Raw genomic sequence first — 21,299 nt, forward strand, 5'->3', positions numbered from 1 at the left:
CGTCGTGCCGGCAGGATCAGTCCTTGCTCTCAAGCAGGTAGCGATAGATCAAACCACCCACGATGCCGCCGACCAGTGGCACCAGCCAGAACATCCACAGCTGCTGGATCGCCCAGCTCCCCTGGAATAGCGCCACGCCCGTGCTGCGCGCGGGATTCACCGAGGTATTGGTGACGGGAATGCTGATCAGATGAATCAAGGTCAGGGACAGACCGATCGCCAGCGGACCGAAGCCCGCCGGTGCGCGCTTGTCGGTCGAACCATGGATAACGATCAGGAAGAACGCGGTCAGCACCAACTCCGCCACCATGCATGCGTGCAGGGAATAACTACCGGGCGAATGGGCACCGTAGCCGTTGGACGCAAAACCGAGGCTGGCGTCGAAATTGGGTCCGCCGCTCGCGATCGTATAAAGCACCGCACCGGCGGCAATGCCACCGACGACCTGGACGACGATGTAGGGAACGACGTCCCTGGCCGGAAAGCGACCACCCGCACAGAGCCCCAGGGTGACCGCGGGATTGAAATGTCCGCCTGAAATATGACCCACGGCGTACGCCATGGTCACGACGGTCAGACCGAACGCCAGAGCGACACCAGCGAAACCGATGCCCGTATCGGGAAACTTCGCGGCCAGGACCGCGCTGCCGCAACCACCGAAGACCAACCAGAAGGTGCCGAAGAACTCGGCGCCCAGACGCTTGCCCATACTCATGACAGCTCTCCTCGGATACGTAGGGAAGGTACGAAAAACTTCCGTGCGCTACGTCCATGTAGGGACTGCTATGTCGGCGCTGAAGCGGAAAGGTCCGCGGACGCGGGAGCAGGCTAGCAAAAAATGTCGCTCGACGTCTCCGGTAGCTTTACCGTTTACACGGATGCCGCATCAGCGACGTGTCGCGAGCGCGGTCGCCAGACTTCGAAGTGCGACCACGGCCCCATCGACGTCGATACAGCCAAACCCGAAAGAAACACCGCTCGCGGTCGGCGTCGTTTTGCCGAAATCGCCCATCGATTGCGCGCCTGGCGCATGACGACGGATATGCGGAAGCATCCAGACCGCATCGTCGGCATCGCGATAGCGAACCGACAAATGGATGCCTGCTTCCGATGCAATGGGTTCGAACCACGGACTCAGCTCGGCGGCGAACACGTCGAGCATCGCCGTGCGACGTTCGGCATACACCTTGCGCATGCGTCGCACGTGACGCAACAGGTGACCTTCGGCGATGAAGTGCGCAAGCGCATCCTGCACCTGTACATTCCCATGGCCGTCGATGCATTGTTTCGCGGAGGCCAACGCATCCCGCGCCCATGGAGGTGCCACGATGTAGCCGACGCGCAACGCGGGAAACAGGCTCTTGGAAAAGGTACCCACGTAAAGAACGCTGGCATCGCGATCGAGTGTCCGCAATGCGTCCAGTGGACGGGCGCCGTAGCGGAACTCGCCGTCGTAGTCGTCTTCGATTACGACGGCGCCACGCTGGCGCGCGAAGTCGAGCAACGCTTTGCGGCGATCCATCGACATCGCGACACCGGTCGGAAACTGATGGGATGGCGTGACGCAGACGACGCGTACATCATCGGCAAGACGGTCCACGCACAGTCCCTCGTCGTCAACCGGCATGGGAACCAGCTGCGCGCCAGCCGCCGCCATCGCACTACGCAATGGCGGATAGCCGGGGTCCTCTACGGCGACGCGGGTTTCTCCCGGCGTCACAAGAACGCGCGCCAGAAGATCGAAAGCCTGCTGGGCACCGCTGGTCACGACGACATCGTCGGCGTGACAGGCCACCGCGCGTGCGAACGACACATGCCGGGCAATACCCGCACGCAGTTGCGGGTGTCCCTCCGGCGCCTGATAGCCCAGCGAGGCCGGCGATGCAGGGCCCGACGCCCGCATAAGCAACCGGCGCCATACGTCGAAAGGAAATTGCCGGCAGTCCGGCATGCCGAGATAGAAGCCCGGTTGCCCGTCGCTGGCATCGCGGGTGGTTGGCCAGACAGGCGCGCGCCATGCGGAAGCGAGACGCATGTCCTCCATCGGATGGGCAACGCGAACCCCACTCCCCTTTCCCATGGCGACGTCCGCCACGACGGCGCGGGCACCTGCCCGCGTCAGCAAATAGCCCTCAGCCATGAGGAGGTCGTAAGCGGCGATGACGGTGTTGCGTGCGATGCCATAGCCCGCAGCCACTTTCCGGGTGGACGGCAGCTCCGCGCCGGGCAGAAGACGACGATCCAGGATGGCGCCTCGCAAGGCCTCGTGCAGCGTCCGCCTGCGGCCACCCTCACCGTCGAGGTCCAACGGGAACGCAAAAACTGGTTCCATTGAAGTCATTCGTAATGGCGCTTTTCAGGGACCAGTCCAAGCGTACGGTATTCCTCACCGGCTACCAAGCCATCCGAAGGGAACCACGCCATGAACCATCCCGCCCCCAGCCTCGCCGACTACCTCCCCGCCCGTATCGCGGGCACGGCGGGCATCCCATGGATTCCGATGTCCGCCCAGAAGTCGTGGAAGCCGCTGCGCTTCTTCGCCGACGACCGGGGTTTCGTCGAACTGCTCCGCATGGAACCCGGCGCGGTCATGCCCCTGCATCGCCACACGGGCGAAATCCACGCCTTCAATCTGGCCGGCCAACGGCAACTGTGCACGGGCGAGATCATCGGCCCGGGCGACTACGTCTACGAGCCGAACGGCAACCGGGACTGGTGGAAGGTCGTTGGCGACGAGCCGATGACGGCACTCGTCATCGTCATGGGCACGGTGGAATTCGTCGGCCCGGGCGACGTCGTCAGAGCACGCGCGTCGGCGAGCACACAACTGGAGGCCTATCGCAGTTACTGCGCGGAGCACGGCCTTGCCGTACTCGATCTTGTCGACTGATCGGAGAGAAAGAAACACCATCGCAGCGGAATTCCGCGATGACAGGTCACCAGCGCATTCACTGACAATGAAACCATCTCGGCAACCCATCTATTGCGTACATCACCCATCGCTTCGATAGCAGCGTACCGACTTCGGACTTCGCGATTCCTCGCAATGCTTTCCAAGTCGTGAGACAACTTCGATCCAAGCAACAAACACGTCAAGGGAAATGACTATGAAACGCAAATTACCAATGCTTCTGACTCTCGCCAGCAGCGCTATGTGCGCACACGCTGCCGATCCGCACCCTCAGCCACAAGAATTTACTCGTGTAACGAGATACCACGGGATAGACGCGCCTGCTGGTCCATTGCAGACGGCGCTACCTGAATTAGTTGCCCGATCAACGGCTGGGGACGCGAAAGCTGCTGCCCAGATATACGCGGGGTTGGTCCGATGCCGCGCACTTCGCTCCAACGGGTCACCTGAGGAAGCGAGTGGCTACTGCGCAACTACAACACCTGATCAGATCTCAACCGCAGGCTCCTATCTCGAGATGGCTGCGAAGCTAGGCGATGCCGATGCAAGGTACGTATACGTCAGTGCGGGACTGCACGAAATGGACTTGGCACATACATCGGGGCGAGCGACCGAAGTAGAACACTACAAGACGTCCGCCGCACGCTACCTGAAAGAACTTTCGCAAGAATGCAACACTGATGCGATCGCGAGGATATATGGCGAGACCAGTGAAGGCGGCTATGCACTCAAAGAGAATCCTCACGAAGCATACAAATTCCTTAATGTAATGCAGATTTTATCGCTCACGCGCGTGACCCAAGAGCAGTTTCGTACTGCAGAAAAAGAAATCGACGCTCGCGACATTTTTTTATTGCGTGCGCAAGCCGATGCCTTTGTCGAACGTTACTGTCGTTGAGGGAGAGTCACCATGCACAGGATTGCGCTACCTTTGTTTTGCGTTGCGACAGCATGCTCTGCTCACGCGGAGCGGTACCACGTCCCGAAAACCTGTTATGACTGCGTCCTCGAAACCCCTTCACCCGATGCGAAGACAAAATCCACCATCGATGACTGGACGAGACGATACTTCGTCAATCTTGATTCCGGCGACACCGTTCAGTTATGCAATGTCGTCGATTGCGCCACATATGTGCGTGCAGCGAGAGGCGAATTTGTCGATGGCAACCGGCAGCAACGAACGACTTCAGGACCTGGTTGCACACCTGGCTCAATACCCCGCCAGGTAGGCGGCGGCGTAGGCAGCGGCCCAGGGGGTGGCGGCGGAACGGTCACTGTCGGAGATCTGATCCCCAACGGCAGGCTCTGTTACTAGTGACCACATTGGATCACCGTGCGCAAAACCCCGGTGATCCAAGCACAGTCAGCATGGATAACTGAACTACCAACCAACAAATGGCCGTGAAATTCCAAATTGACTGAATCGCATTGGTCCATGCGCCATCGCCAAATCAATCGGACGCTACGCTACCGCCATCGTGATCATGGTCGTGATCGGTCTTCGGCTTGATGGTCATCAACTGCAACAGCGAGCCGTCGGCGAGCTTGACGTGCCAGCCTTTCTGGATGTCCGCCAGATCGTTCAGACGCGGGCAGATAGCGTCAGTGCGTTCCTCGAGCCGCTTCGAGCGCGCGTCCATTTCCTTGTTCATGGATTTGTCGAGCGACTCGGCACGCGCCTGTAGCGCCGCGACTTTGGAGCTGTCGCCGCTGAGTGCCGCCGATACCGCTTCGCCCGTGACGGTACCGACCAATTCTCCGACGGTGTCGCCGATGGAGTCTTCAAGAAGATTCTGCGCGCGCTTTGCCTGCCAATGGCCCTGCCCCAGCGTGGCGTCGACTTCGCGCAGCGCGTCGGCGTGCTTGCGATTCAGTTTTTCCAGAATGCGCGAACGACTGCCCGGATCGGCGAAGCTGGCGGTTACCGTCGTCATGGCGGAGAACCCGACATCGATGGCGTCGCGTGCGATAACGGCAACCTCGGGCATCACCTGACGCACGCCGGCTTCGTAGCGGCGTAGCGCCTCGGCATCGTCGGACGAGACGCTGACGTCGCGCCCATCGACGCGCAACGCACCGTTATGGAGGAATACCTTGGCGGGAGTGCCGTCGGTTCGATGGAACGAAATGCCGTCGCGCTCCACATCGACGTCGTACGGCGTGCTGTAGTCGTGGGTGCATTTGCTCATGCCGATATTGACGGTACGCGCGGAAAGCGGCGCGGCGGCGGCCATGACGGCGGCGATAGTGCAGGCGATCAGCGTACGGCGCATGGCGCAACTCCCCAGTGATGTCGTCGGATGGGATGCATCCGGCATGCAATAGGTTTAAGCCTACAAGGGGCGCGCCGCATGAGCGTCAAGTCATGCGTGACTTCCGGCAGGGTCCATACCGCGCACCAGCAAATCTTCGTAAAACGCCCCTACCGGCAGATCCGGATGCCGTATCTGGATTTCGAGAATCCACAGTCCGGCAGCGGGCTCGCCCTCGAAGTCCCCCAGGTCGCCGGCTTTCCAGATGGCATGGGGATAATCGCCTACCCGGTGCCCCTTGGTTTCGTGGTTCAGAATCCAACCCGCGGCGTCGGCCTGCCGCGCTGCGAAATCGTAAAGCGCCCTGCCCGTGGTGCGGTTTTCGCGCCATTCGCTCGCGACGGCGTCGAAGATCGTTCGCGCCGCCACCGTACAGGCGTTGGCGACCGGGTCGTTACCCACCGCGAAGGTATCGCCCACGTCACCCTCGTGGCCCTCGAACACAAGACCCAGGTCAACGAAGAAAATGTCGTCTTCGCCAAGCACGGTGTCGGGCGCCGAGCGCTGGCGGAACGTCTTGAGCGTGTTCGGTCCGAACCGCACGATGCTCGGATGCCAGATCCGCTGCGCACCGGAAGCGCCGATGGTCTCCGCCGCTATGCGCCTGGCGTCGTCTTCGGTCATGCCGGGCCGGATGGCCGCCGCGATATCGTGTAACACGCGCCAGCTTCCTTCGCGTGCGGCAAGCATGGCTTCGACGGAGAAGAGCGTTCCGACCCGCTCGCTGGCATGGACAGTAGTCACGATGCGATACCTCGTTCGCGTGCGTATTCGGAAAGACGGCTGTCGTGATCGACACCCAGTTTGCGCATCGCGTCGCGTTTCTGCCGACTGACGGTTTTCACGCTGCGATTCAGGCGATCCGCGATCTGCGAAATGGACATGCCACCGACATACATGCGCACCACTTCGATTTCGCGCGCGGAAAGACGCAGTTCGTCGTCGGACGCATGATGGAGTCCATGCTCCTCGAACTGCGCGCGGATCGACTCGCTGAGATACAGGCGCCCCTGAGCGACGTGCCTTACCGCCACGGGAACCTCTTTCAAGGGCGAACGCTTGTCGCACAATCCCTGCGCGCCACGCTGACGCATCGCCTGGAGCACGGCCATGTTGTTCACCATGGTCAGCACGACGATGGGTAACCTGGGAAAGCGTCGGCGTACAAGGTCGATCAATGACAGGCCATCCCCATGGCGCCCGCCAGGCATCGAGAAATCGGTGACCAGGATGTCGCAAGGGCGGTTTGCCAGCATATCGATAAGCTGGTCGCCGTTCGCGGCCTCGCCAACGACCTCGAACTCGCCACCAGCCTCAAGAGCCGCACGCGTACCCATGAGTACGACCGGATGATCGTCGGCAATAATTACTCGCAGAGCCATTCTGTCCCTCGCCCGAGCGGATGGGTCGCCGCCACTCTCCATGAGTAAGTGCAATTCGTCGTACGATGAATGTCGAGATTACAGCAACCTTCGCTCGTGGTCGAAGGGCCTCTATGTCATCGTTCAAATACTTCGTTCTCATTTTCCTTCTCGCTGCCACGAGCGGCGTGCGTGCGGGCGCTGGCGATCCGACGCCTGCCGAGAAGACCTGGCTCGTGCGCCACCCCATCATCGAAGTGGCTACTTATAGCGATGGATTCGCGCCATTCGAGATGGAACGCGATGGCCGCATCGAGGGTCTTGCTCCGAATTATCTTAGAGAGCTCGCACGACGCCTCGGCGTCGAACCCCGCTTCAAGGTTTATCCCACCTGGGATGACGCACTCGCAGCGGCACGCGCAGGCGAAGTGGATCTTCTGATGAACGTAACGCCGACACCGGAGCGCTCGCGTTTCCTCTTGTTCGGCCAGCCCTATTTCGAGCAGATGCCTGTACTGGTAACGCGCCGGGACAACGCGGGCCTTGCCAATTTCAGCGACCTCAATGGTCGGACAGTCGCCACCCAGAAGAGTTTCGTCGAGGCCGAAACCATCCGCCGCTATGTGCCGGATGCGAAGGTAGTCGAAGCACCATCGGCCGAGGGCGCGTTGCGTATGGTGGCCGACGGAACCGCCGATGCCACGATCGACGACCCCAATGCCGCCCGTATCGCCATCGACAAGGCGCAACTCGGCGATCGTCTTCGCATCGGCCCCGTCGCTGCCCTGCCCATATCGACTTTTGGCTTTGCCGTGCCACGAGACATGGACCGCGCGCCCTTGCTCAGCGCACTCGATCATATGCTGGAATCGCTGACCGCCGAGGAGCACGCGCGACTTCGCGCACCGTGGATAGGTGGCGATCCGGGCCGTTTCGTCACACAGTCGGGCGTGCCGCTTTCCGACGCGGAACGCGCCTGGCTCGCGCGATTGCCCGTGCTGCGAATCGGTATCGATCCCACGGCCGCGCCGATAAGCATGGTCGATCGCGACGGACACGCGGAAGGCATCGGCGCCGACTTTCTCGCAGAGATTTCGCACACATTGGGCTTGCGAACATCCTTTGTCGCCACGCCGGGCTGGGCCGCTACGAGGGCGCGGGTAGCGCATGGAGATATCGATCTTCTGCCTGCCGTGTCGCCGTTTGGCGACGCGCTGGAGCGACCGTTCGACTTCAGTACGCCGTATCTCGAATTCCCGATCATGATCGTTACCCGCGAGGACAGGCCCACAATGTCGGGTCTTACGGAACTCGCCAACCTGAAGGTCGCCGCGAACATCACGAAGCCACCCGTCGCCGCGGTGGCAAACCAGCTTCAGCATTCGACCATCGAACCGGTCGACAGCACGGCCGAAGGTCTCGCAGCGGTCGCCGAAAGCCGCGCCGATGCTTTCATCGGCGATATCGCGACCAGTGAATTCATCATGCGGCGCGACTACCCCGGCCGACTGAAGTTTGCCGCGCCAACAGGCCAGCTTGCGATTTACGCTGTCGGTGTCAGTCGCGAGTACGCGCCCCTGCTACCCCTGATCAATCGCGTGCTCGGGCATATGCCGGATCGCCGGACGCGCGAAATTCGCAACACCTGGCTGTCGTCCGAATACACCTACGGCGGTTCCTGGGGCGCTATCGCGCGCAAAACGCTGCCGGTATTGCTGTTGGCCCTGGCCTTGCTCGCAACGATTTCCTATGCCTATCTCCGATTGCGGCGGGAAACGCGCAAGCGCATGGACAGCGAGGCCCAGCTAGCCGACGTCACCCTCCATATTCCGGCCGTGGTCTATCGCTGCCGGTACTACGAGGACGGCCGGCTGGACTTCCTCTACGTAGGTGGCAATCCCGAACCGATCTTCGGCATTCCGGCGGCATCGTTCATCGCGGACGAACGGCTTGCCTTCGCGCGCATCGAGCCGGACGACCAACCCATACTTATGGCGGAAGTAGCGCGCGCGGCTACCACGCTTACGCCCATCAAGGCCGTCATGCGCATCCGGGATACGGATCCCGTGCGCTGGGTGGCCTCGCATGCCATTCCCAGCGAGGTGGAGGGTGCTGTCGACTTCACAGGCTACTGGGTGGACATTTCGCATGAGCGCCAACAGGCGGAGCAACTCGCCGCCGCGCGCGATCTTGCCGAAAGCGCTACCCGTGCGAAGAGCGAGTTCCTGGCCACGATGAGTCACGAAATCCGCACCCCGATGAACGGCGTCATTGGCATGCTGGAGCTGCTGGGAGACACCCCGCTGGACGCGCGCCAACGCAGAATGCTCGGCACCGTGGAGACGTCGGCAGCGGCCCTGCTGCAAATCCTCGACGATGTGCTTGACGTGTCGCGCATCGAAGCAGGCCGGCTGTCCATCGAACGTACCCCCGTCGACCTGCGGGCTCTTGTACGCAGCGTGCGCGACCTGCTCACCCATCAGGCGGATGAGAAAGGACTCACTTTCGTCGTCGAGGTTGAGGAAAACGTGGCGGGGTTGGTGCTGACCGACAGCGTACGCGTGCGACAGATCCTGCTGAACCTGGTCAGTAATGCGCTCAAGTTCACCGCCAGCGGCAGCGTGACGGTGTCGCTGGCGGCAACTGCCGAGGCCGCCGAAAAACAACGACTGCGGCTTTGCGTTGCCGATACGGGTATCGGCGTGACGCCCGAACAAGCCACGCGGCTGTTTGAACCATTCAGCCAGGCGGAGTCTTCCACGACGCGCCGGTATGGTGGCAGCGGGCTCGGCCTGGCCATCTGCCGCCGGCTGGTCGATCTGCTGGGTGGCGCGATCGGGATGACCAGCGAGCCGGGACGCGGTACACGAGTCGTTGTCGAATTGACCGTCGATATCTGCCCCATCGGAACCGTGGCGGCCGCGATCAACGTAGCCCCCCCGGTGGCAACGCGCACGGCGCACGGCGGTCATTTGCACGTGTTGGTCGCGGAAGACAATCCGATCAATCAGGCCCTGGTCGCCGCGCAATTGCAGAAACTCGGCCATACGAGCCACGTCGTGGCCAATGGGGCGGAGGCGCTGCAAGCATGGAGCACCGGCGTCTACGATGTCCTGGTCACCGATTGCCATATGCCCGAACTCGACGGCTACGGCCTGGCCCGCGCCATACGCGAGCGCGAGGCGGGAACGGGTAACCATCTGCACATTGTCGCCATGACGGCAAATGCATTGCCTGACGCGGAAGCACGCTGTCGCGCAGCTGGCATGGACGCTTACGTAGCAAAGCCCCTGCGCAGTGCGGAGCTTCAGACGAAACTGATTGCGCACGGAGTTCCGGTAGCTGGATCCCATGCGGACTGGAACCTCGACGAGCTGCTGGAAACCTTTGGGGACCCGGGCGTACTTCGTGCACTGGTAACGCAGTTCGTGACAGCTACGAAGGTCGATATCGAAGCCCTGCCCGGTTTCGTATCGCGCCGCGACAGCGGTGAAACGATCGAGTGGCTGCATCGTGTGACGGGCGGCATGCGGGTTTTCGGGCCCTCGTCGACGGCGGCGGAAGGCGAGGCCCTGGAACACGCGTTCCACGCTGGCGGCGGCACGGCCGAATGGGCCCGTCTGGAGGCGTTCGGTCCGCGGCTCGAGCTCTATCTGGCTGGGCTATCGCGGTCCGCGCTGGATTTGTAGCGTAGAGCCAGGTGCGGCTGTCGATAAATCCGTTCGATTTTTCAGACTAATCTTATATTTTTGCGAAAGGCACTCCCCGATCCTCCTTGATCGCGCGCGCCAACCCGGCGTGCGATCCAGCCGGGAATCGCCGTGCCATCAAATGACATCGACTATCACGTCACCGATATAGGAGGCGTCTGGGGTATTTTTCGGGGCGAATCGCAGATCGGGATGCGACGCTGCCCGCACGAAGCCGTTGCATTCGCCAACTTCTTCGCCGATTGGGAAAGTCTGTCCACGAACGGACAGGTCAGGGTCGTCGGGGACGGCTATCTCGACCGCACGCTGCGCGGCTATCGCCCGGCGGCCTGAATCTCAGGGGCCCGCCGCGCGGCCCATGCTCGTCATATCCAGATGCAGCAGGCGAAGCCGTGCGATATGACGCGTCACGAGTGCCCGATCGGCCGACGAGGCTTCCAGTTTCACAAACGCGTGCAGCAGACGGCGTTCCATATGTTCCAGCGAACGCACGTACGACATATCCGGATCGCTCGACAGGCGGACGGAGGCTTCCATCATGGTCCGGCGCATGCCGCTCACCCCAACGCCAGCCCCCTTAGCCGCCCGCCCACCCGCAGAATCCACTTCGCCCTGAAGGTCCGCGGCAATCGTGGAAAGGGCATCGGCCGATTCGTCCAGGATGACGCGCAGGCCCGGTTCACGCACACCCCGCGCGGCCTGCCGGTACAGATCACGGTCCGCAATGACGCGGCGAATCAAAGAATTGAATGCACGAACCGAAGACCGTTCCATGGGGGCTTACGTTAGACCTTTCGGACTTAGCCTCCGCTAAACGCGGCGGGCGTCGGTCAGCCGGCGGTCATCGGCCTTCGATGTCGACGAGATTGAGGGGCTGGCCCGAGGCGTTATGCAGCCCGGTCTGTAGCTCGGCCAACTGGCGAATCGAAGGACACAGCGCCTGGACGCGGGGGCGCAGCCGGGCTTCCAGTTGGCCCACGATGCGGTCCTGCCCGCCCGAGGTAAGCGCACTCACGCGGTCGCGCAATGCCGCGGCACCTTCCAGATCGCCATTCATGGCCAGATTCATGGCCTGGGTCCCCACATCGTTCGTCAGGATGGGCGCGACATCGGAGACGATCTCGTTCGCATATTCGCGCATGGCCTCCTCCTGCCAGTCGCGGGTGCTTCGGCTGGCGGCGATGCGTCGTTTGATCTCGGCCACCCGCTGCGCCAGCACGCGATCCAGCTCCCCGCTGCGCACCGCGTCGGGCGCCGCCGTGGCGGCTTCGTCGCGAACCGCCCGGGCGGCGAGATCGATGCCATCGGACGCTATCGCCTTCACCTTCGGTACCAGCGCGCGCAGATTGCGCTCGAACAACGCCACGCGATCTTCCTCGTCGGGCCGCAGCACAACTGTCCGGCCATCGGTCGACAGCGTGCCATCGTGCATGACGACCTGTCGCGGCGCCGGCTGCGGGCGGTCGAATACGACATTGCCGTCGTTGACCGTGACGTCATAGCTGCTGGCCGCGTGGCAGATGTTGGACAGGTCCTGAGCGCTGGCGTCGAAGATCGCCAGCGCCAGGGTCAAGGCAAGTACCACGCGTGCGGTCATCGGATGATCCCGGGTAAATCACTTCGATACCGGTGCAACCGCCAACCCCCGCTGAATCGTCAGGCTACCGGCTCCGCGAACTGCGCGCGGACCGCCGGACGCCCCAACTGCCACGCCAGCCATGCCATCACGGGAACCGAGACGGCCTTAAGCACCGTGCTGGCCAGAATGGTGCCGCGCACTTTGAGAACCACCGCAACGGCTTCTTGCGGAAATCCCGGCTGGGCGAGTACGACGCCAAGCTGCTGCCACTGTCCGAACGAAATCCATGCGGTGATCGCAGCCCAGACCAGCAGGACCAGCGCCACGACACGCATGCCGTGACGCCCCCAGTTACGCCAGCGCAGGGCGGCGAGCGCCATCACGATCACCACGAAGGCGATCACGATGTAGCTCGTCGCCCACGCCATGGCCGCCCTGGCGTCCGGCATGGCGGCCGCGGCCTCGGGCGTTACCGTCTTCATGCCGTCGACGATCTGCATCAGGCCGCTGACATTGATGACGAAACCCACGGCCGCCAGCAGCATCACCAGCCAGGTGACGATGCGCCACGCCGCGAACGGACGGGCGCGCTTCACCCCTTTACGTGCGGCGAAAACCATCAGGCGTTCGCCGCCTTCAGCGCGGCGAGATCAGCCAGCACCTGCTTGGAGTTCTTTTCCGGATCGACGTCCTTGTAGACCTTGACGATCTTGCCGGCCGGGTCGATCAGGAAGGTTTCGCGACGGGCGTACTTCATACCCATCTTGCTATTGAGCACGTCGTACTTCTGCGCCACCGCACCGTCGGCATCGGACAGCAGAGGAAACGGCACGTGGTACTTCTCGGCGAATTCGGCGTGCGACTTGACGTCGTCCAGGCTTACACCGAGCACCGTGGCGCCAGCCTTGCGCAGCTTGAGGATGTCGTCGCGGAAGGTGCAGACCTCCGTGGTGCAGCCAGGCGTGAAATCTTTCGGATAGAAATACACGACCAGCCACTGGCCCTTATGGGTTTCCAGCGTATGCCAGTCGCCTTTCTGATCCTGAAGCCTGAAATCGGGGGCCTGATCGCCAACGACGGGCGCGGCGGCCCACGCGGCAACGCTGACGAGGAAAAGCATGAGGAAAACGGTGAGGCGACGCATGGGAGAACCTCGGTCTGGGGAAAGAAGGCAGTTTACGCGCGTGTCGCGCCCCCGGTGAAGAAAAAGAAAAGGGCGCCGGAGCGCCCTTTCCATACCCAACGAAACCGCTGTCGGCCTTACTTTACCTGCGTGATCTTGAAGCCCGCCACGTCGACACCGAGGTTGATACCTTCGCCGGTGCCCGCCAGTGCGAGGGAAACCGTACCCTTCGTCAACACGCTTGCGCCCGCGCTCTTCACTACACCGGCGTCGGCATTAGCCATTGCGTAGTCGCCGAACACATCGCTGATCGTCTTAACGTGGGTGATGTCGCCCTTGCCATCGTTGATACGCCACTTACCGGCGCTCAGGCCAGCGCCATTGATTTCGATCTTGACCTTTGCCGTCTGGCCGTTTTCGCAACGGACGGTACCCGCGCCTTCGGCATGCTTATAGATCGCCGACCAACCCTTGAGGTTGAACGTCATGTGGCACTTGAGATTCGCGTCGTCCGCCCGTGCCGGCTGGGCCGAGAACATTCCTGCCGCTGCCAGTGCCAGTACAGCCAAACCCGTCATGCGCTTGATCATTTGCTATCTCCGTTGAAAGTGGCAGGAAGTTGCGGAATCGGATTCTCCACTCACCAATGTGAAGAAAACCCATCCGCGGAAAACCCGTTCAGCATTGGCAAGGTTTCGTGTACCGCCCGTGACGTCCACCCCGGCCAACCCGTCGCGATAACGGGTGGGTTGCGCCTACTATCGGGTCGACAGCAAAGAAGGAGCAAAACCCATGCCCAAGAACATTCTGGTCGGCTACGACGGTTCGGAAACCGCGCGCCGCGCCTTCCTTTTCGCCCTGGAGCTTGCCCGTTGCTCGGGTGCCCGGGTGCGGGTGGTCTCCGTGATCCAGATCGCCGAAGGCGGTCCGGACGTCACGACCCTGATGATGAGCGACACCAGCGCGAAGCGCGTCCGGGAACTGCTGGGCGAGCTGAAATCCCTGGAACCGGATGCGGAGTCGCTGGTCGACCTCGAAGTGGTGTACGGCAGTCCGGGCGATGCGCTGTTGACCCAGGTGCTCCAGAACGGCATCGATCACATCGTGATCGGACACACCGATCGTGGCGCCCTCGCCCGCTGGCTGGTCGGTTCGGTGTCTACCGACGTGCTGGCAAAGGCACACGTACCGGTGACGGTGGTCAGGTAAGGCACCGCCTTACCCCGGGTAAGGGCAGCTATGGCTGCGTCGCTGCACATCAATATCCTGCGATGACCGAACCCCTTGGTTTACCGGGCTGCCCCAAGCGGCACGTAGCCACGGAAGGCCCCGTTTGTCACAATTCGGTCACCCCGCCCCCTGGGCCGACACCGAGCAAGACGAGGAAAGCAGAGCGTGAGCTACACAGCATCGTTGCCATGGACGCTAGAGAGTCTCGACCTCGGCAAAATAGAGATCGAACGCGTCCGGCAGAATGAGGACCTGTTCATGCTGCTTTGCGGCTCGTCGTTCGTTGAAAGCGGATCGGACCTGTACACGCACAATCTCGTCGACCATTTCGCCGGCGACGACGAACTCCAGGGCTGGCTTCGCGATCATTGGGAGCACGAAGAACTTCAGCACGGACGCGCACTGGCCGCTTACGTGCGTCACGTGTGGCCCGAATTCGATTGGGATACCGGCTTCCGCAATTTCTTCCAGGAGTACGGCGCCGTATGCACGGCCGATGAGCTCGAGGAAAGCCGCGGCCTCGAACTCGCCGCGCGTTGCGTGGTGGAAACCGGTACGGCCAGCTTGTATCGCGCCCTGAACGATGTGACCGACGAGCCCGTGCTGCGCCAGCTAACCAACTACATCAAGAGCGACGAAGTGCGTCATTACAAGCACTTCTATCAGTACTTCCGCGCCTATCGCGAACGCGAGAAGCTCAGTCGCTTCCAGATATTCCGCACGCTCCTGAAGCGCTTGCGGGAGATCAAGAACGAAGACAGCGACATCGCATTTCGCCATGTCTTCAATATCCGCTATCCGGACAAGGCCGCGGACGATGCCGAGTTCCGTCGTGTCACGAGTCGCGCGGCAGGCATGCTGAAGCGTCATCTTCCCGCGGCGATGACCGTGAAGATGCTGCTGAAGCCGTTGGACCTTCCGCCAAAGATCAACACCACGCTCGAATGGCCGCTGACCCGCATCACGGAGAAGCTATTCCTGCATTGACGCGACGTTGTGCGGGATCATTTTTTCTTCGGCAACGGCACCCATTTCGATGCATCGTAACCACCCACTTCGAAAACCAGCGTCTGCTTGCCACGGCTCTTCGTCGTAACGTCGATCGTCAGACGCTTCGTTTTCTGCAATGCAACCAGGAAAGCCGCATCGTTGCGCAGGATAAGCGCCGGCTCGCCAGTTGGCGGCGAGAAACCTTTCAGGCCCTTTGCCTTGCCGTCGAACGTGGCCGGCAGAGAGCAGTCGCCCGCACACTGAAAACCCTTGCCGCTGCCATAAAGGAACACGGTCTGCCCCCAGTCGGTATGCCGGCGCAGCACCAGCCGCACGCGGTCGTCACCCGAGGGCTGGCTGCTGTAGATCGTCGCCGTACTCTGCGTACCGCCCTGCATCGGAGCTACCTGGTACTGCCACAGATTCGTGAGCCTGGCTTTCTCGCTCGCCTCCTTCCATGACGATTCCAGCGCCGGCAGCGTTTTGCCTACTTCGGTTGCCGCCGCGCTACCAGGGTATTTGTCGACGATTTCCTTGCCAAGCTGCACGGCCAGCTGGTCGTTGTGGATTTTCAGCAGTTGCTGGTAGGTCGCGAGTTTCTTCGCCGACTCGTCGGCAGCAGGCGCCTGCGCATCCGTCGCGACGGGGGCATCGGGTTGCTTCGAACACCCTGCCGCAAGCACAAGGCCGCCGATGGCGATCGTGAAGAAAGAACGGCGGACATATGACATGAAGGCATCCTTAGAACGGTGGCGACCGAGGTAGCTTGGACCGGGCGGGGGCGCGCTGGCAACACATCCCCATACGGTAAGCATCGCGGCCTTACAATGGCGCGCTGATCCAAGGATATTCCATGCCTTCCACCCCTCGGGGCGACGCCTCGCTGTTCGCCCATCACGCGTTCGTGCGGTTCTGGTTCGCGAAGAACGCGTCCAGCTTCGGTTTCCAGATGATGTCGGTCGCGGTCGGCTGGCAGATCTACGAACTCACGCATCGTGCGCTCGACCTCGGCCTGATCGGTCTCGCACAGTTCGTTCCCTCCGTACTGCTCGCTCTCCCCGCCGGTCACGTCGCGGACCAGTTCGACCGGCGCCGCATCGTCGTGTGCTGTCAGATCGTCGAATGGATCGCCATCGCCCTGCTGGCCATCGCCAGCGCGATGGGTTGGCTGAGCGAAACAGGCATCCTTTCCCTGATCTTCGTCGTCGGCGTGGCGAAAGCGTTCGAGTTTCCCGCCATGCAGGCCATGTTGCCGGCGCTGGTCCCGACGCCCTTGCTACCGCGCGCCATGGCCGCGAACGCTTCGGCGGGCCAGGCGGCCATGATCATGGGGCCCGCGCTTGGTGGGTTGCTGTACGTGGCCGGCCCCACGGCGGTCTACGGCGTATCCGCGCTGCTGTATCTCGCCGCGCTGATCCTGATGTCGCATCTGAGCTACGACCACATTCCGCCACGACGCGAACCGGCCACGCTGAAGACGCTGTTCGCCGGCGTGCATTTCATTCGACGTCGTCCGGCGGTATTCGGCGTGATCTCGCTCGATCTGTTCGCCGTACTCCTGGGAGGTGCCACTGCCCTGTTGCCCATTTTCGCGAAGGATATCCTGCACACCGGTCCCTGGGGACTGGGTCTGCTGCGTGCGTCGCCCGCAGTGGGCGCCCTGCTCATGTCGATCTGGCTCGCACACAACAGTCTCACGCGCCGCGTGGGCCCGATCATGTTCGCGTCGGTCGCGGGCTTCGGTGCCGCGACACTGCTGTTCGCGTTGTCCACGTCGTTGTGGCTGTCGATGGCGTCCCTGTTCGCGCTGGGCGCGTTCGACATGGTGAGCATGGTCATCCGCGGTGCACTCGTGCAGCTGGAAACGCCCGACGATATGCGCGGCCGCGTCAGCGCGGTCAACGCCATCTTCATCAATACGTCGAACCAGCTCGGCGAATTCGAGTCAGGCATCCTGGCCGCCGCCCTCGGCGCCGTAAACGCCACGCTGATCGGCGGCATCGGCACGCTGATCGTTGTCGGCCTGTGGATGTGGTGGTTCCCGTCGCTCAGGCGCCGGCAGGGACTGGTGTCGGACCCGGAGCCCACGGAAGGGGCCAGCGGCACGGCCTGGCCGCGCTCCTAGAGGGAAGATCGACACTTGCGCGCCGCCGGCTACACCATGCTAGTCTGGCCGTCTATACCGCCAAGGGGGACACCATGTATCGCCTCGTCGCAGCCAGCCTGCTCGCCCTAGCTTCGCCCGCCTTCGCCGCCCATGAGGGGGCCGCCACCATCGACGCGGCGCTAGCGCAGGGCAAGAAGGAGCACAAACCCGTGCTCATCGATTTCCAGGCGGTGTGGTGTTACTCCTGCTACTACATGGCCAGCCATGTGCTGACCGGCCCGGAGTGGAAGGCGCTGAACGACAAGGTCGTCTTCGTCGAGGCCGATGCCGACAAGCCGGATGGCCAGGCATGGATGAAGAAGCTCAGAATCCAGTTCCTTCCGAGCTATGTCGTCATCGGCGAGAACGGCGAGGAGCTCGGCCGCATCCTGGCCGAACGGCCGCGCGACAAATTCTATCCCGAAATTGCTTCGATCCTCGCCGGCGATGCGCGACTGGATAAGCTGAAGGCGGATGCGGCCAAGGGCTCTCTCGCAGCCACGGCCTCGGTACTGGACACCTATCAATCGCGGTATCAGGGCGACGAGGGCATGGCCTGGTTCGCCGCCCTTCCGTCGACGGTGCGCAACGTATCCGATCAGGACAAACGTGTCGCATTGGCCAAGCAGCGCCTGATCCTGTTGCAGGCCAAGGCAGCGAAAGACGATAAGGCCATCGCCGAGGCCGCCACGAAAGTCCTCGCCGGCAACATCGGCTGCGATCGCCCGTATGTCCTGGACGACCTGATCGGTGCGACGGAAAAGCTTCCCGCCGACCAGCGCACGACACTTCTCTCGCCGCAAAAGGCTCCGCTCGACAGCTACATCGACACGCAGGTCTTCACGGCATCGCCGGCATGCGCCGACCAGCGCAGTGCGGTTCTTTCGACAGCGGATCTCGATGCGGCCATCGGCGATACGGCTGGCGAGCAGGCTGTACTCCAGCGAGCGATCAAACTCACGCGCGAGCGCATCGGTAGCAATCTGGGCGGGGACCGCAACCTCGCGGACAATCTGCGCGTTTACTACGTCCGCGCGAAGAACACGACCGAACTGGACGCATTGCAGAAGGACCTGATCGCGGCCTACCCGAACGATTATGTCTACGCCTACCGTTATGGACGCAGCCTTATCGACGCAGGCAAGCCCGAGGAAGCCCTTCCCTGGCTGGATCGCGCCGCATCGAAGGCCTATGGTGCGAATCGCATCTCCGTCGCCGGCGCGAAGGTAAAAGCGCTACGTGCGCTGCACCGCGACGCCGAGGCGAAGAAGCTCGTCGATGCGACAATATCGGCCGAAGGCAAGGCGTTCCCCGATCAGGCGAAGAAGTTGAAGGAAAGCCTGCAGTCCTGATCGGCCAATCGGTTCGGCGGCGGCACGTCAGGTCTGCGACGTGCCGCGAGCCACTGAGTCGAGGTGTTCGATCCGCGCGATACGATCGAGCCAGATGGTAGCCACCCAGTCGGGCCGACCGGGATCGGACAGTTTCACCACGCCATTCATGCCCTCATTGCCCTCGCCATCGAGGAATGACTGAATGGTCGGCAAGACCATCACGATGCCTGTCGTTTTCGTTCCGTCATTTTCCACGATGGCGACCTTCGCATTGTCGGCAAGATCGGCGATCCATCCTTCCAGCCGCGCTATCGCGCCCCGGTCCGTGTAGACCTTTTCCGCGCTGCGTCCCATGGTGTTCACCTCGCTATGCGAACTGGCGACTCCCGACCCTACTCGCAGCATGTCGACGCCATGTCTACGGGCCGCTGCTGTTAATCTCCGTGGATTCCATGCGGGATGCAGACTCATGATCGTCGTTCATCATCTGAACAATTCGCGCTCGCAGCGCGTGCTGTGGCTTCTCGAAGAACTGGGTTTGCCCTACGAGATCAAGCGCTACCAGCGCGATCCGAAGACCATGCTTGCGCCGAAGGAACTGCGCGCCATACACCCACTGGGCAAGTCGCCCGTGATGACCGACGGCGATGCGACGCTCGCCGAGTCTGGCGCCATCGTGGAATATCTCGTTGGCCGCTATGGCAATGGCCGCTTCGTGCCGCCCCAGGGCACCCCCGAACACCTGCGCTACACATACTTCCTTCACTACGCCGAAGGGTCGGCCATGCCGCCCCTGCTGATGAAGCTGGTCTTCGTGCGGATGGAGACGGCACCGGTGCCATTTTTCGCCAAACCTGTCGCGCGCATGCTGGCCAAGGGAGCGCAGAAGGCGTTCGTCGATCCGCAACTGAAGCTGCATCTGGATTACCTGGAAAGCGAACTGGGTAAATCCACCTGGTTCGCAGGCGAGGACTTCACAGCGGCCGATGTCCAGATGAGCTTCCCGCTGGAAGCCGCCGCGAGCCGTGGCGGACTCGACGCTTCGCGACCGCAACTGACAGCGTTCCTCGACCGCATCCATGCGCGTCCGGCCTACCAGGCTGCGCTGGAGCGTGGCGGAGACTACGATTTCGCGCCTAAGCGCCCACGCTGAATACGCGTTCAACTGGATGGCTTTCTGTTTACACGGCACTCACGGGCGAGCTTGCAAAGTCGTTGTTCGAAACGCCAGACGAGGGAGCCATCCAATGAGCAGAAACCGTGAATTTGCCCGGCAGGTGGAGAGCGCCGTCGACGGCGTATCCGGACGCGTCCGTCACTATGCGGACGAAGCGACCGGCACCGCGAGCAATCTGTACGAACGCACCCGCCGCATCAGCAATAAGCTCGCGAAGAAAACCAACGGCAACGGACAGCGCGCACGTTATCTGGCTGAAGATTTCGCCGACGAGGCCACCTACCAATACCGTCGCCTGCGCAAGCAGGTGCGCCGGCATCCGGCAACGACGATCGGCATCGTTGCGGCCGCGCTCGGTACGTTCCTGCTGATTCGCCACGCACTTCGCAGCAACGACGATTGAGTTCGCCGGAGTAGCCCTGAAAAAAGCCGGGATTTCCGGCTTTTTTTGGCTCTTCGCGCATTAGCGGGGACGGCTTGACGTGCCTTGTCGAGCTTCGGTCGAGGACAGCCGTCTTACACTTGTGCGTTTGCGAGGCCGCGACCGGGTTGGCCCTTGGGGCCTTCGGCGCCGTCCCTGCGGGAGCGGGCCGTAGCGCCGCTTTCGCTCCAACAAGGTATCGCGGCCCTCGGCTAAGGCGGCCCCAAGGACCAACCCGGCCACGGCACCGTCGACGGCGGTTGGTTGTGGGCAGAGCGCGAGCCAAGCACGTGACGGAACCGAACCGGATACGGCCACCACCGGTCCTGCGTCACGCGCTGCTTTCCCCCACGTCACCGCAACACCCGGAAGAGCCGTCGGCCACCGCCCTCGACGCGACTTGCGCAACCGAGCGCGGCGGGCGGACAAGGCCCGAAGGGGGCGGACCAGGACGGTCCGCCGTTTTCGCTGAGGCAGGAGCCGAATCGAAAACCCCCGCCCGCCGCGCGGGCGCGACGGGGCGCAGCCATAGAACACCAGCCGCGCAGCGGCTATCCCTTCCCGAGCGACGGTGAAGCCGGAGCGTCGAGGGCGGTGGCCGACGGCTCTCCTCGAAGCGTCCGAACGCAAAAGCGATGGCGAAGCCGAGCCCTCCCCCAACAATGCGCAAAGAACCTTATTCGACAACTCCCACGCCCGCTCCCGCAAACAGCCGTGGCGTGTTCAATGCACCGGATGCTGCTCCACGATCTTCTCCACGCGCCAGCGTATCGACGATGCATCCGCCGGTGGATTCGCTACATGCGTCTCGGTGATCTTCAGCAGGTACTCGTTGCCCGGTTCATAGTTGAAGTTCTCGATCGGCGTATACGAGAGCTCCCAGGGCTTCGACGGCTCTTCGCGAATCCGCAGGCATTCGGTCTTCATGACACCCGCGATGCAGGGCGCCTTGCTGGCGGCGACGTAGATCAGACGCGTGCGCGATCCATGGTCGGATTTCATCGT

23 protein-coding genes are annotated in these 21,299 nt (G+C 62.4%); 10 read left to right on the forward strand and 13 right to left on the reverse strand.

What is annotated here, in order from left to right:
- Window positions 1-16 precede the first annotated feature (16 nt).
- Window positions 17-715, reverse strand: coding sequence for an aquaporin Z (aqpZ, locus tag AC3IR3_RS18375; RefSeq protein WP_489194250.1), 699 nt, complete (start codon window positions 713-715; stop codon window positions 17-19).
- Between the two features lie 171 nt (window positions 716-886).
- Window positions 887-2,332 carry a MocR-like pyridoxine biosynthesis transcription factor PdxR gene (gene pdxR / locus AC3IR3_RS18380; protein ID WP_489194252.1) on the reverse strand — a complete coding sequence of 482 codons (1,446 nt, stop codon included), beginning with the start codon at window positions 2,330-2,332 and terminating at the stop codon, window positions 887-889.
- A 90-nt stretch (window positions 2,333-2,422) separates the two neighbouring features.
- Between pdxR and AC3IR3_RS18385 the strand changes: the two genes are divergently transcribed.
- The gene (locus AC3IR3_RS18385; RefSeq protein WP_489194254.1) at window positions 2,423-2,890 is read left to right on the forward strand and encodes a cupin domain-containing protein; all 468 of its coding nucleotides are present in this window, start codon (window positions 2,423-2,425) and stop codon (window positions 2,888-2,890) included.
- A gap of 217 nt (window positions 2,891-3,107) precedes the next feature.
- A complete protein-coding gene (locus AC3IR3_RS18390) occupies window positions 3,108-3,809 on the forward strand; it encodes a hypothetical protein (protein ID WP_489194256.1) in 702 nt (233 codons plus the stop codon).
- 553 nt (window positions 3,810-4,362) lie between these two features.
- On the opposite strand, the gene AC3IR3_RS18395 is transcribed toward AC3IR3_RS18390, so the two are convergent.
- The 3 genes from AC3IR3_RS18395 to AC3IR3_RS18405 form a co-directional block, all read right to left on the reverse strand.
- Window positions 4,363-5,184, reverse strand: coding sequence for a DUF2884 family protein (locus AC3IR3_RS18395; protein WP_489194257.1), 822 nt, complete (start codon window positions 5,182-5,184; stop codon window positions 4,363-4,365).
- A 90-nt stretch (window positions 5,185-5,274) separates the two neighbouring features.
- Window positions 5,275-5,967 carry a M24 family metallopeptidase gene (locus AC3IR3_RS18400; RefSeq protein ID WP_489194259.1) on the reverse strand — a complete coding sequence of 231 codons (693 nt, stop codon included), beginning with the start codon at window positions 5,965-5,967 and terminating at the stop codon, window positions 5,275-5,277.
- Entirely contained in the window at window positions 5,964-6,605 is a 642-nt protein-coding gene (locus tag AC3IR3_RS18405) for a response regulator (protein WP_489194261.1), read from the reverse strand. The genes AC3IR3_RS18400 and AC3IR3_RS18405 overlap by 4 nt, the downstream gene beginning before the upstream one ends.
- A 113-nt stretch (window positions 6,606-6,718) precedes the next feature.
- Here AC3IR3_RS18405 and AC3IR3_RS18410 point away from each other — a divergent pair, with 113 nt between their 5' ends.
- Together AC3IR3_RS18410 and AC3IR3_RS18415 are read left to right on the forward strand one after the other, a co-directional pair.
- Window positions 6,719-10,273 (forward strand): transporter substrate-binding domain-containing protein, encoded by a 3,555-nt coding sequence (locus tag AC3IR3_RS18410; protein ID WP_489194262.1) that lies wholly within the window; start codon window positions 6,719-6,721, stop codon window positions 10,271-10,273.
- Between the two features lie 132 nt (window positions 10,274-10,405).
- Window positions 10,406-10,627 (forward strand): hypothetical protein, encoded by a 222-nt coding sequence (locus AC3IR3_RS18415; RefSeq protein ID WP_489194264.1) that lies wholly within the window; start codon window positions 10,406-10,408, stop codon window positions 10,625-10,627.
- A 3-nt stretch (window positions 10,628-10,630) separates the two neighbouring features.
- Here the strand turns inward: AC3IR3_RS18415 and AC3IR3_RS18420 are convergent, their stop codons facing one another.
- The 5 genes from AC3IR3_RS18420 to AC3IR3_RS18440 form a co-directional block, all read right to left on the reverse strand.
- Window positions 10,631-11,068 carry a PA2169 family four-helix-bundle protein gene (locus AC3IR3_RS18420; protein ID WP_489194265.1) on the reverse strand — a complete coding sequence of 146 codons (438 nt, stop codon included), beginning with the start codon at window positions 11,066-11,068 and terminating at the stop codon, window positions 10,631-10,633.
- A 67-nt stretch (window positions 11,069-11,135) separates the two neighbouring features.
- Window positions 11,136-11,891: a DUF2884 family protein gene (locus AC3IR3_RS18425; protein WP_489194267.1), complete on the reverse strand. Its 756-nt coding sequence runs from the start codon at window positions 11,889-11,891 to the stop codon at window positions 11,136-11,138.
- A gap of 59 nt (window positions 11,892-11,950) precedes the next feature.
- The gene (locus tag AC3IR3_RS18430) at window positions 11,951-12,493 is read right to left on the reverse strand and encodes a hypothetical protein (RefSeq protein WP_489194269.1); all 543 of its coding nucleotides are present in this window, start codon (window positions 12,491-12,493) and stop codon (window positions 11,951-11,953) included.
- The gene (locus AC3IR3_RS18435; RefSeq protein ID WP_489194271.1) at window positions 12,493-13,017 is read right to left on the reverse strand and encodes a peroxiredoxin; all 525 of its coding nucleotides are present in this window, start codon (window positions 13,015-13,017) and stop codon (window positions 12,493-12,495) included. The genes AC3IR3_RS18430 and AC3IR3_RS18435 overlap by 1 nt, the downstream gene beginning before the upstream one ends.
- Window positions 13,018-13,133: 116 nt before the next feature.
- Complete coding sequence (locus AC3IR3_RS18440) at window positions 13,134-13,586, reverse strand: hypothetical protein (RefSeq protein WP_489194272.1); 453 nt, start codon at window positions 13,584-13,586, stop codon at window positions 13,134-13,136.
- A 202-nt stretch (window positions 13,587-13,788) separates the two neighbouring features.
- On the opposite strand from AC3IR3_RS18440, the gene AC3IR3_RS18445 reads away from it, so the two are divergent.
- Window positions 13,789-14,205 (forward strand): universal stress protein, encoded by a 417-nt coding sequence (locus AC3IR3_RS18445; RefSeq protein ID WP_132146157.1) that lies wholly within the window; start codon window positions 13,789-13,791, stop codon window positions 14,203-14,205.
- Between the two features lie 186 nt (window positions 14,206-14,391).
- On the forward strand, window positions 14,392-15,213 hold the full coding sequence (locus AC3IR3_RS18450) for a ferritin-like domain-containing protein (RefSeq protein ID WP_489194274.1): 822 nt from the start codon (window positions 14,392-14,394) through the stop codon (window positions 15,211-15,213).
- A 17-nt stretch (window positions 15,214-15,230) separates the two neighbouring features.
- Here AC3IR3_RS18450 and AC3IR3_RS18455 read toward each other — a convergent pair whose 3' ends face one another.
- Window positions 15,231-15,947 (reverse strand): hypothetical protein, encoded by a 717-nt coding sequence (locus AC3IR3_RS18455; protein WP_489194276.1) that lies wholly within the window; start codon window positions 15,945-15,947, stop codon window positions 15,231-15,233.
- Between the two features lie 122 nt (window positions 15,948-16,069).
- On the opposite strand from AC3IR3_RS18455, the gene AC3IR3_RS18460 reads away from it, so the two are divergent.
- Window positions 16,070-17,341, forward strand: coding sequence for an MFS transporter (locus AC3IR3_RS18460; protein ID WP_489194278.1), 1,272 nt, complete (start codon window positions 16,070-16,072; stop codon window positions 17,339-17,341).
- Between the two features lie 74 nt (window positions 17,342-17,415).
- On the forward strand, window positions 17,416-18,714 hold the full coding sequence (locus AC3IR3_RS18465; protein ID WP_489194280.1) for a thioredoxin family protein: 1,299 nt from the start codon (window positions 17,416-17,418) through the stop codon (window positions 18,712-18,714).
- A gap of 27 nt (window positions 18,715-18,741) precedes the next feature.
- Here AC3IR3_RS18465 and AC3IR3_RS18470 read toward each other — a convergent pair whose 3' ends face one another.
- Window positions 18,742-19,050: a DUF3247 family protein gene (locus tag AC3IR3_RS18470; RefSeq protein WP_489194282.1), complete on the reverse strand. Its 309-nt coding sequence runs from the start codon at window positions 19,048-19,050 to the stop codon at window positions 18,742-18,744.
- A 115-nt stretch (window positions 19,051-19,165) separates the two neighbouring features.
- Here AC3IR3_RS18470 and AC3IR3_RS18475 point away from each other — a divergent pair, with 115 nt between their 5' ends.
- Window positions 19,166-19,849 (forward strand): glutathione S-transferase, encoded by a 684-nt coding sequence (locus AC3IR3_RS18475; protein ID WP_489194283.1) that lies wholly within the window; start codon window positions 19,166-19,168, stop codon window positions 19,847-19,849.
- Window positions 19,850-19,943: 94 nt separating this feature from the next.
- Window positions 19,944-20,276 (forward strand): hypothetical protein, encoded by a 333-nt coding sequence (locus AC3IR3_RS18480; RefSeq protein WP_132146136.1) that lies wholly within the window; start codon window positions 19,944-19,946, stop codon window positions 20,274-20,276.
- Between the two features lie 741 nt (window positions 20,277-21,017).
- Here the strand turns inward: AC3IR3_RS18480 and AC3IR3_RS18485 are convergent.
- Window positions 21,018-21,296, reverse strand: coding sequence for a DUF4377 domain-containing protein (locus AC3IR3_RS18485; RefSeq protein WP_489194286.1), 279 nt, complete (start codon window positions 21,294-21,296; stop codon window positions 21,018-21,020).
- Window positions 21,297-21,299: the final 3 nt, after the last annotated feature.

Source organism: Luteibacter sp. GL_149, from assembly GCF_057834065.1.

Coding starts and splice junctions, on each gene's coding strand:
- AC3IR3_RS18425 (WP_489194267.1), bottom strand. CDS start 11,891: ATGACCGCACGCGTGGTACTTGCCTTGACCCTGGCGCTGGCGATCTTC.
- AC3IR3_RS18385 (WP_489194254.1), top strand. CDS start 2,423: ATGAACCATCCCGCCCCCAGCCTCGCCGACTACCTCCCCGCCCGTATC.
- AC3IR3_RS18475 (WP_489194283.1), top strand. CDS start 19,166: ATGATCGTCGTTCATCATCTGAACAATTCGCGCTCGCAGCGCGTGCTG.
- AC3IR3_RS18410 (WP_489194262.1), top strand. CDS start 6,719: ATGTCATCGTTCAAATACTTCGTTCTCATTTTCCTTCTCGCTGCCACG.
- AC3IR3_RS18465 (WP_489194280.1), top strand. CDS start 17,416: ATGTATCGCCTCGTCGCAGCCAGCCTGCTCGCCCTAGCTTCGCCCGCC.
- AC3IR3_RS18480 (WP_132146136.1), top strand. CDS start 19,944: ATGAGCAGAAACCGTGAATTTGCCCGGCAGGTGGAGAGCGCCGTCGAC.
- AC3IR3_RS18460 (WP_489194278.1), top strand. CDS start 16,070: ATGCCTTCCACCCCTCGGGGCGACGCCTCGCTGTTCGCCCATCACGCG.
- AC3IR3_RS18445 (WP_132146157.1), top strand. CDS start 13,789: ATGCCCAAGAACATTCTGGTCGGCTACGACGGTTCGGAAACCGCGCGC.
- AC3IR3_RS18455 (WP_489194276.1), bottom strand. CDS start 15,947: ATGTCATATGTCCGCCGTTCTTTCTTCACGATCGCCATCGGCGGCCTT.
- AC3IR3_RS18420 (WP_489194265.1), bottom strand. CDS start 11,068: ATGGAACGGTCTTCGGTTCGTGCATTCAATTCTTTGATTCGCCGCGTC.
- aqpZ (WP_489194250.1), bottom strand. CDS start 715: ATGAGTATGGGCAAGCGTCTGGGCGCCGAGTTCTTCGGCACCTTCTGG.
- AC3IR3_RS18390 (WP_489194256.1), top strand. CDS start 3,108: ATGAAACGCAAATTACCAATGCTTCTGACTCTCGCCAGCAGCGCTATG.
- AC3IR3_RS18435 (WP_489194271.1), bottom strand. CDS start 13,017: ATGCGTCGCCTCACCGTTTTCCTCATGCTTTTCCTCGTCAGCGTTGCC.
- AC3IR3_RS18440 (WP_489194272.1), bottom strand. CDS start 13,586: ATGATCAAGCGCATGACGGGTTTGGCTGTACTGGCACTGGCAGCGGCA.
- AC3IR3_RS18485 (WP_489194286.1), bottom strand. CDS start 21,296: ATGAAATCCGACCATGGATCGCGCACGCGTCTGATCTACGTCGCCGCC.
- AC3IR3_RS18395 (WP_489194257.1), bottom strand. CDS start 5,184: ATGCGCCGTACGCTGATCGCCTGCACTATCGCCGCCGTCATGGCCGCC.
- AC3IR3_RS18430 (WP_489194269.1), bottom strand. CDS start 12,493: ATGGTTTTCGCCGCACGTAAAGGGGTGAAGCGCGCCCGTCCGTTCGCG.
- AC3IR3_RS18470 (WP_489194282.1), bottom strand. CDS start 19,050: ATGGGACGCAGCGCGGAAAAGGTCTACACGGACCGGGGCGCGATAGCG.
- AC3IR3_RS18405 (WP_489194261.1), bottom strand. CDS start 6,605: ATGGCTCTGCGAGTAATTATTGCCGACGATCATCCGGTCGTACTCATG.
- pdxR (WP_489194252.1), bottom strand. CDS start 2,332: ATGGAACCAGTTTTTGCGTTCCCGTTGGACCTCGACGGTGAGGGTGGC.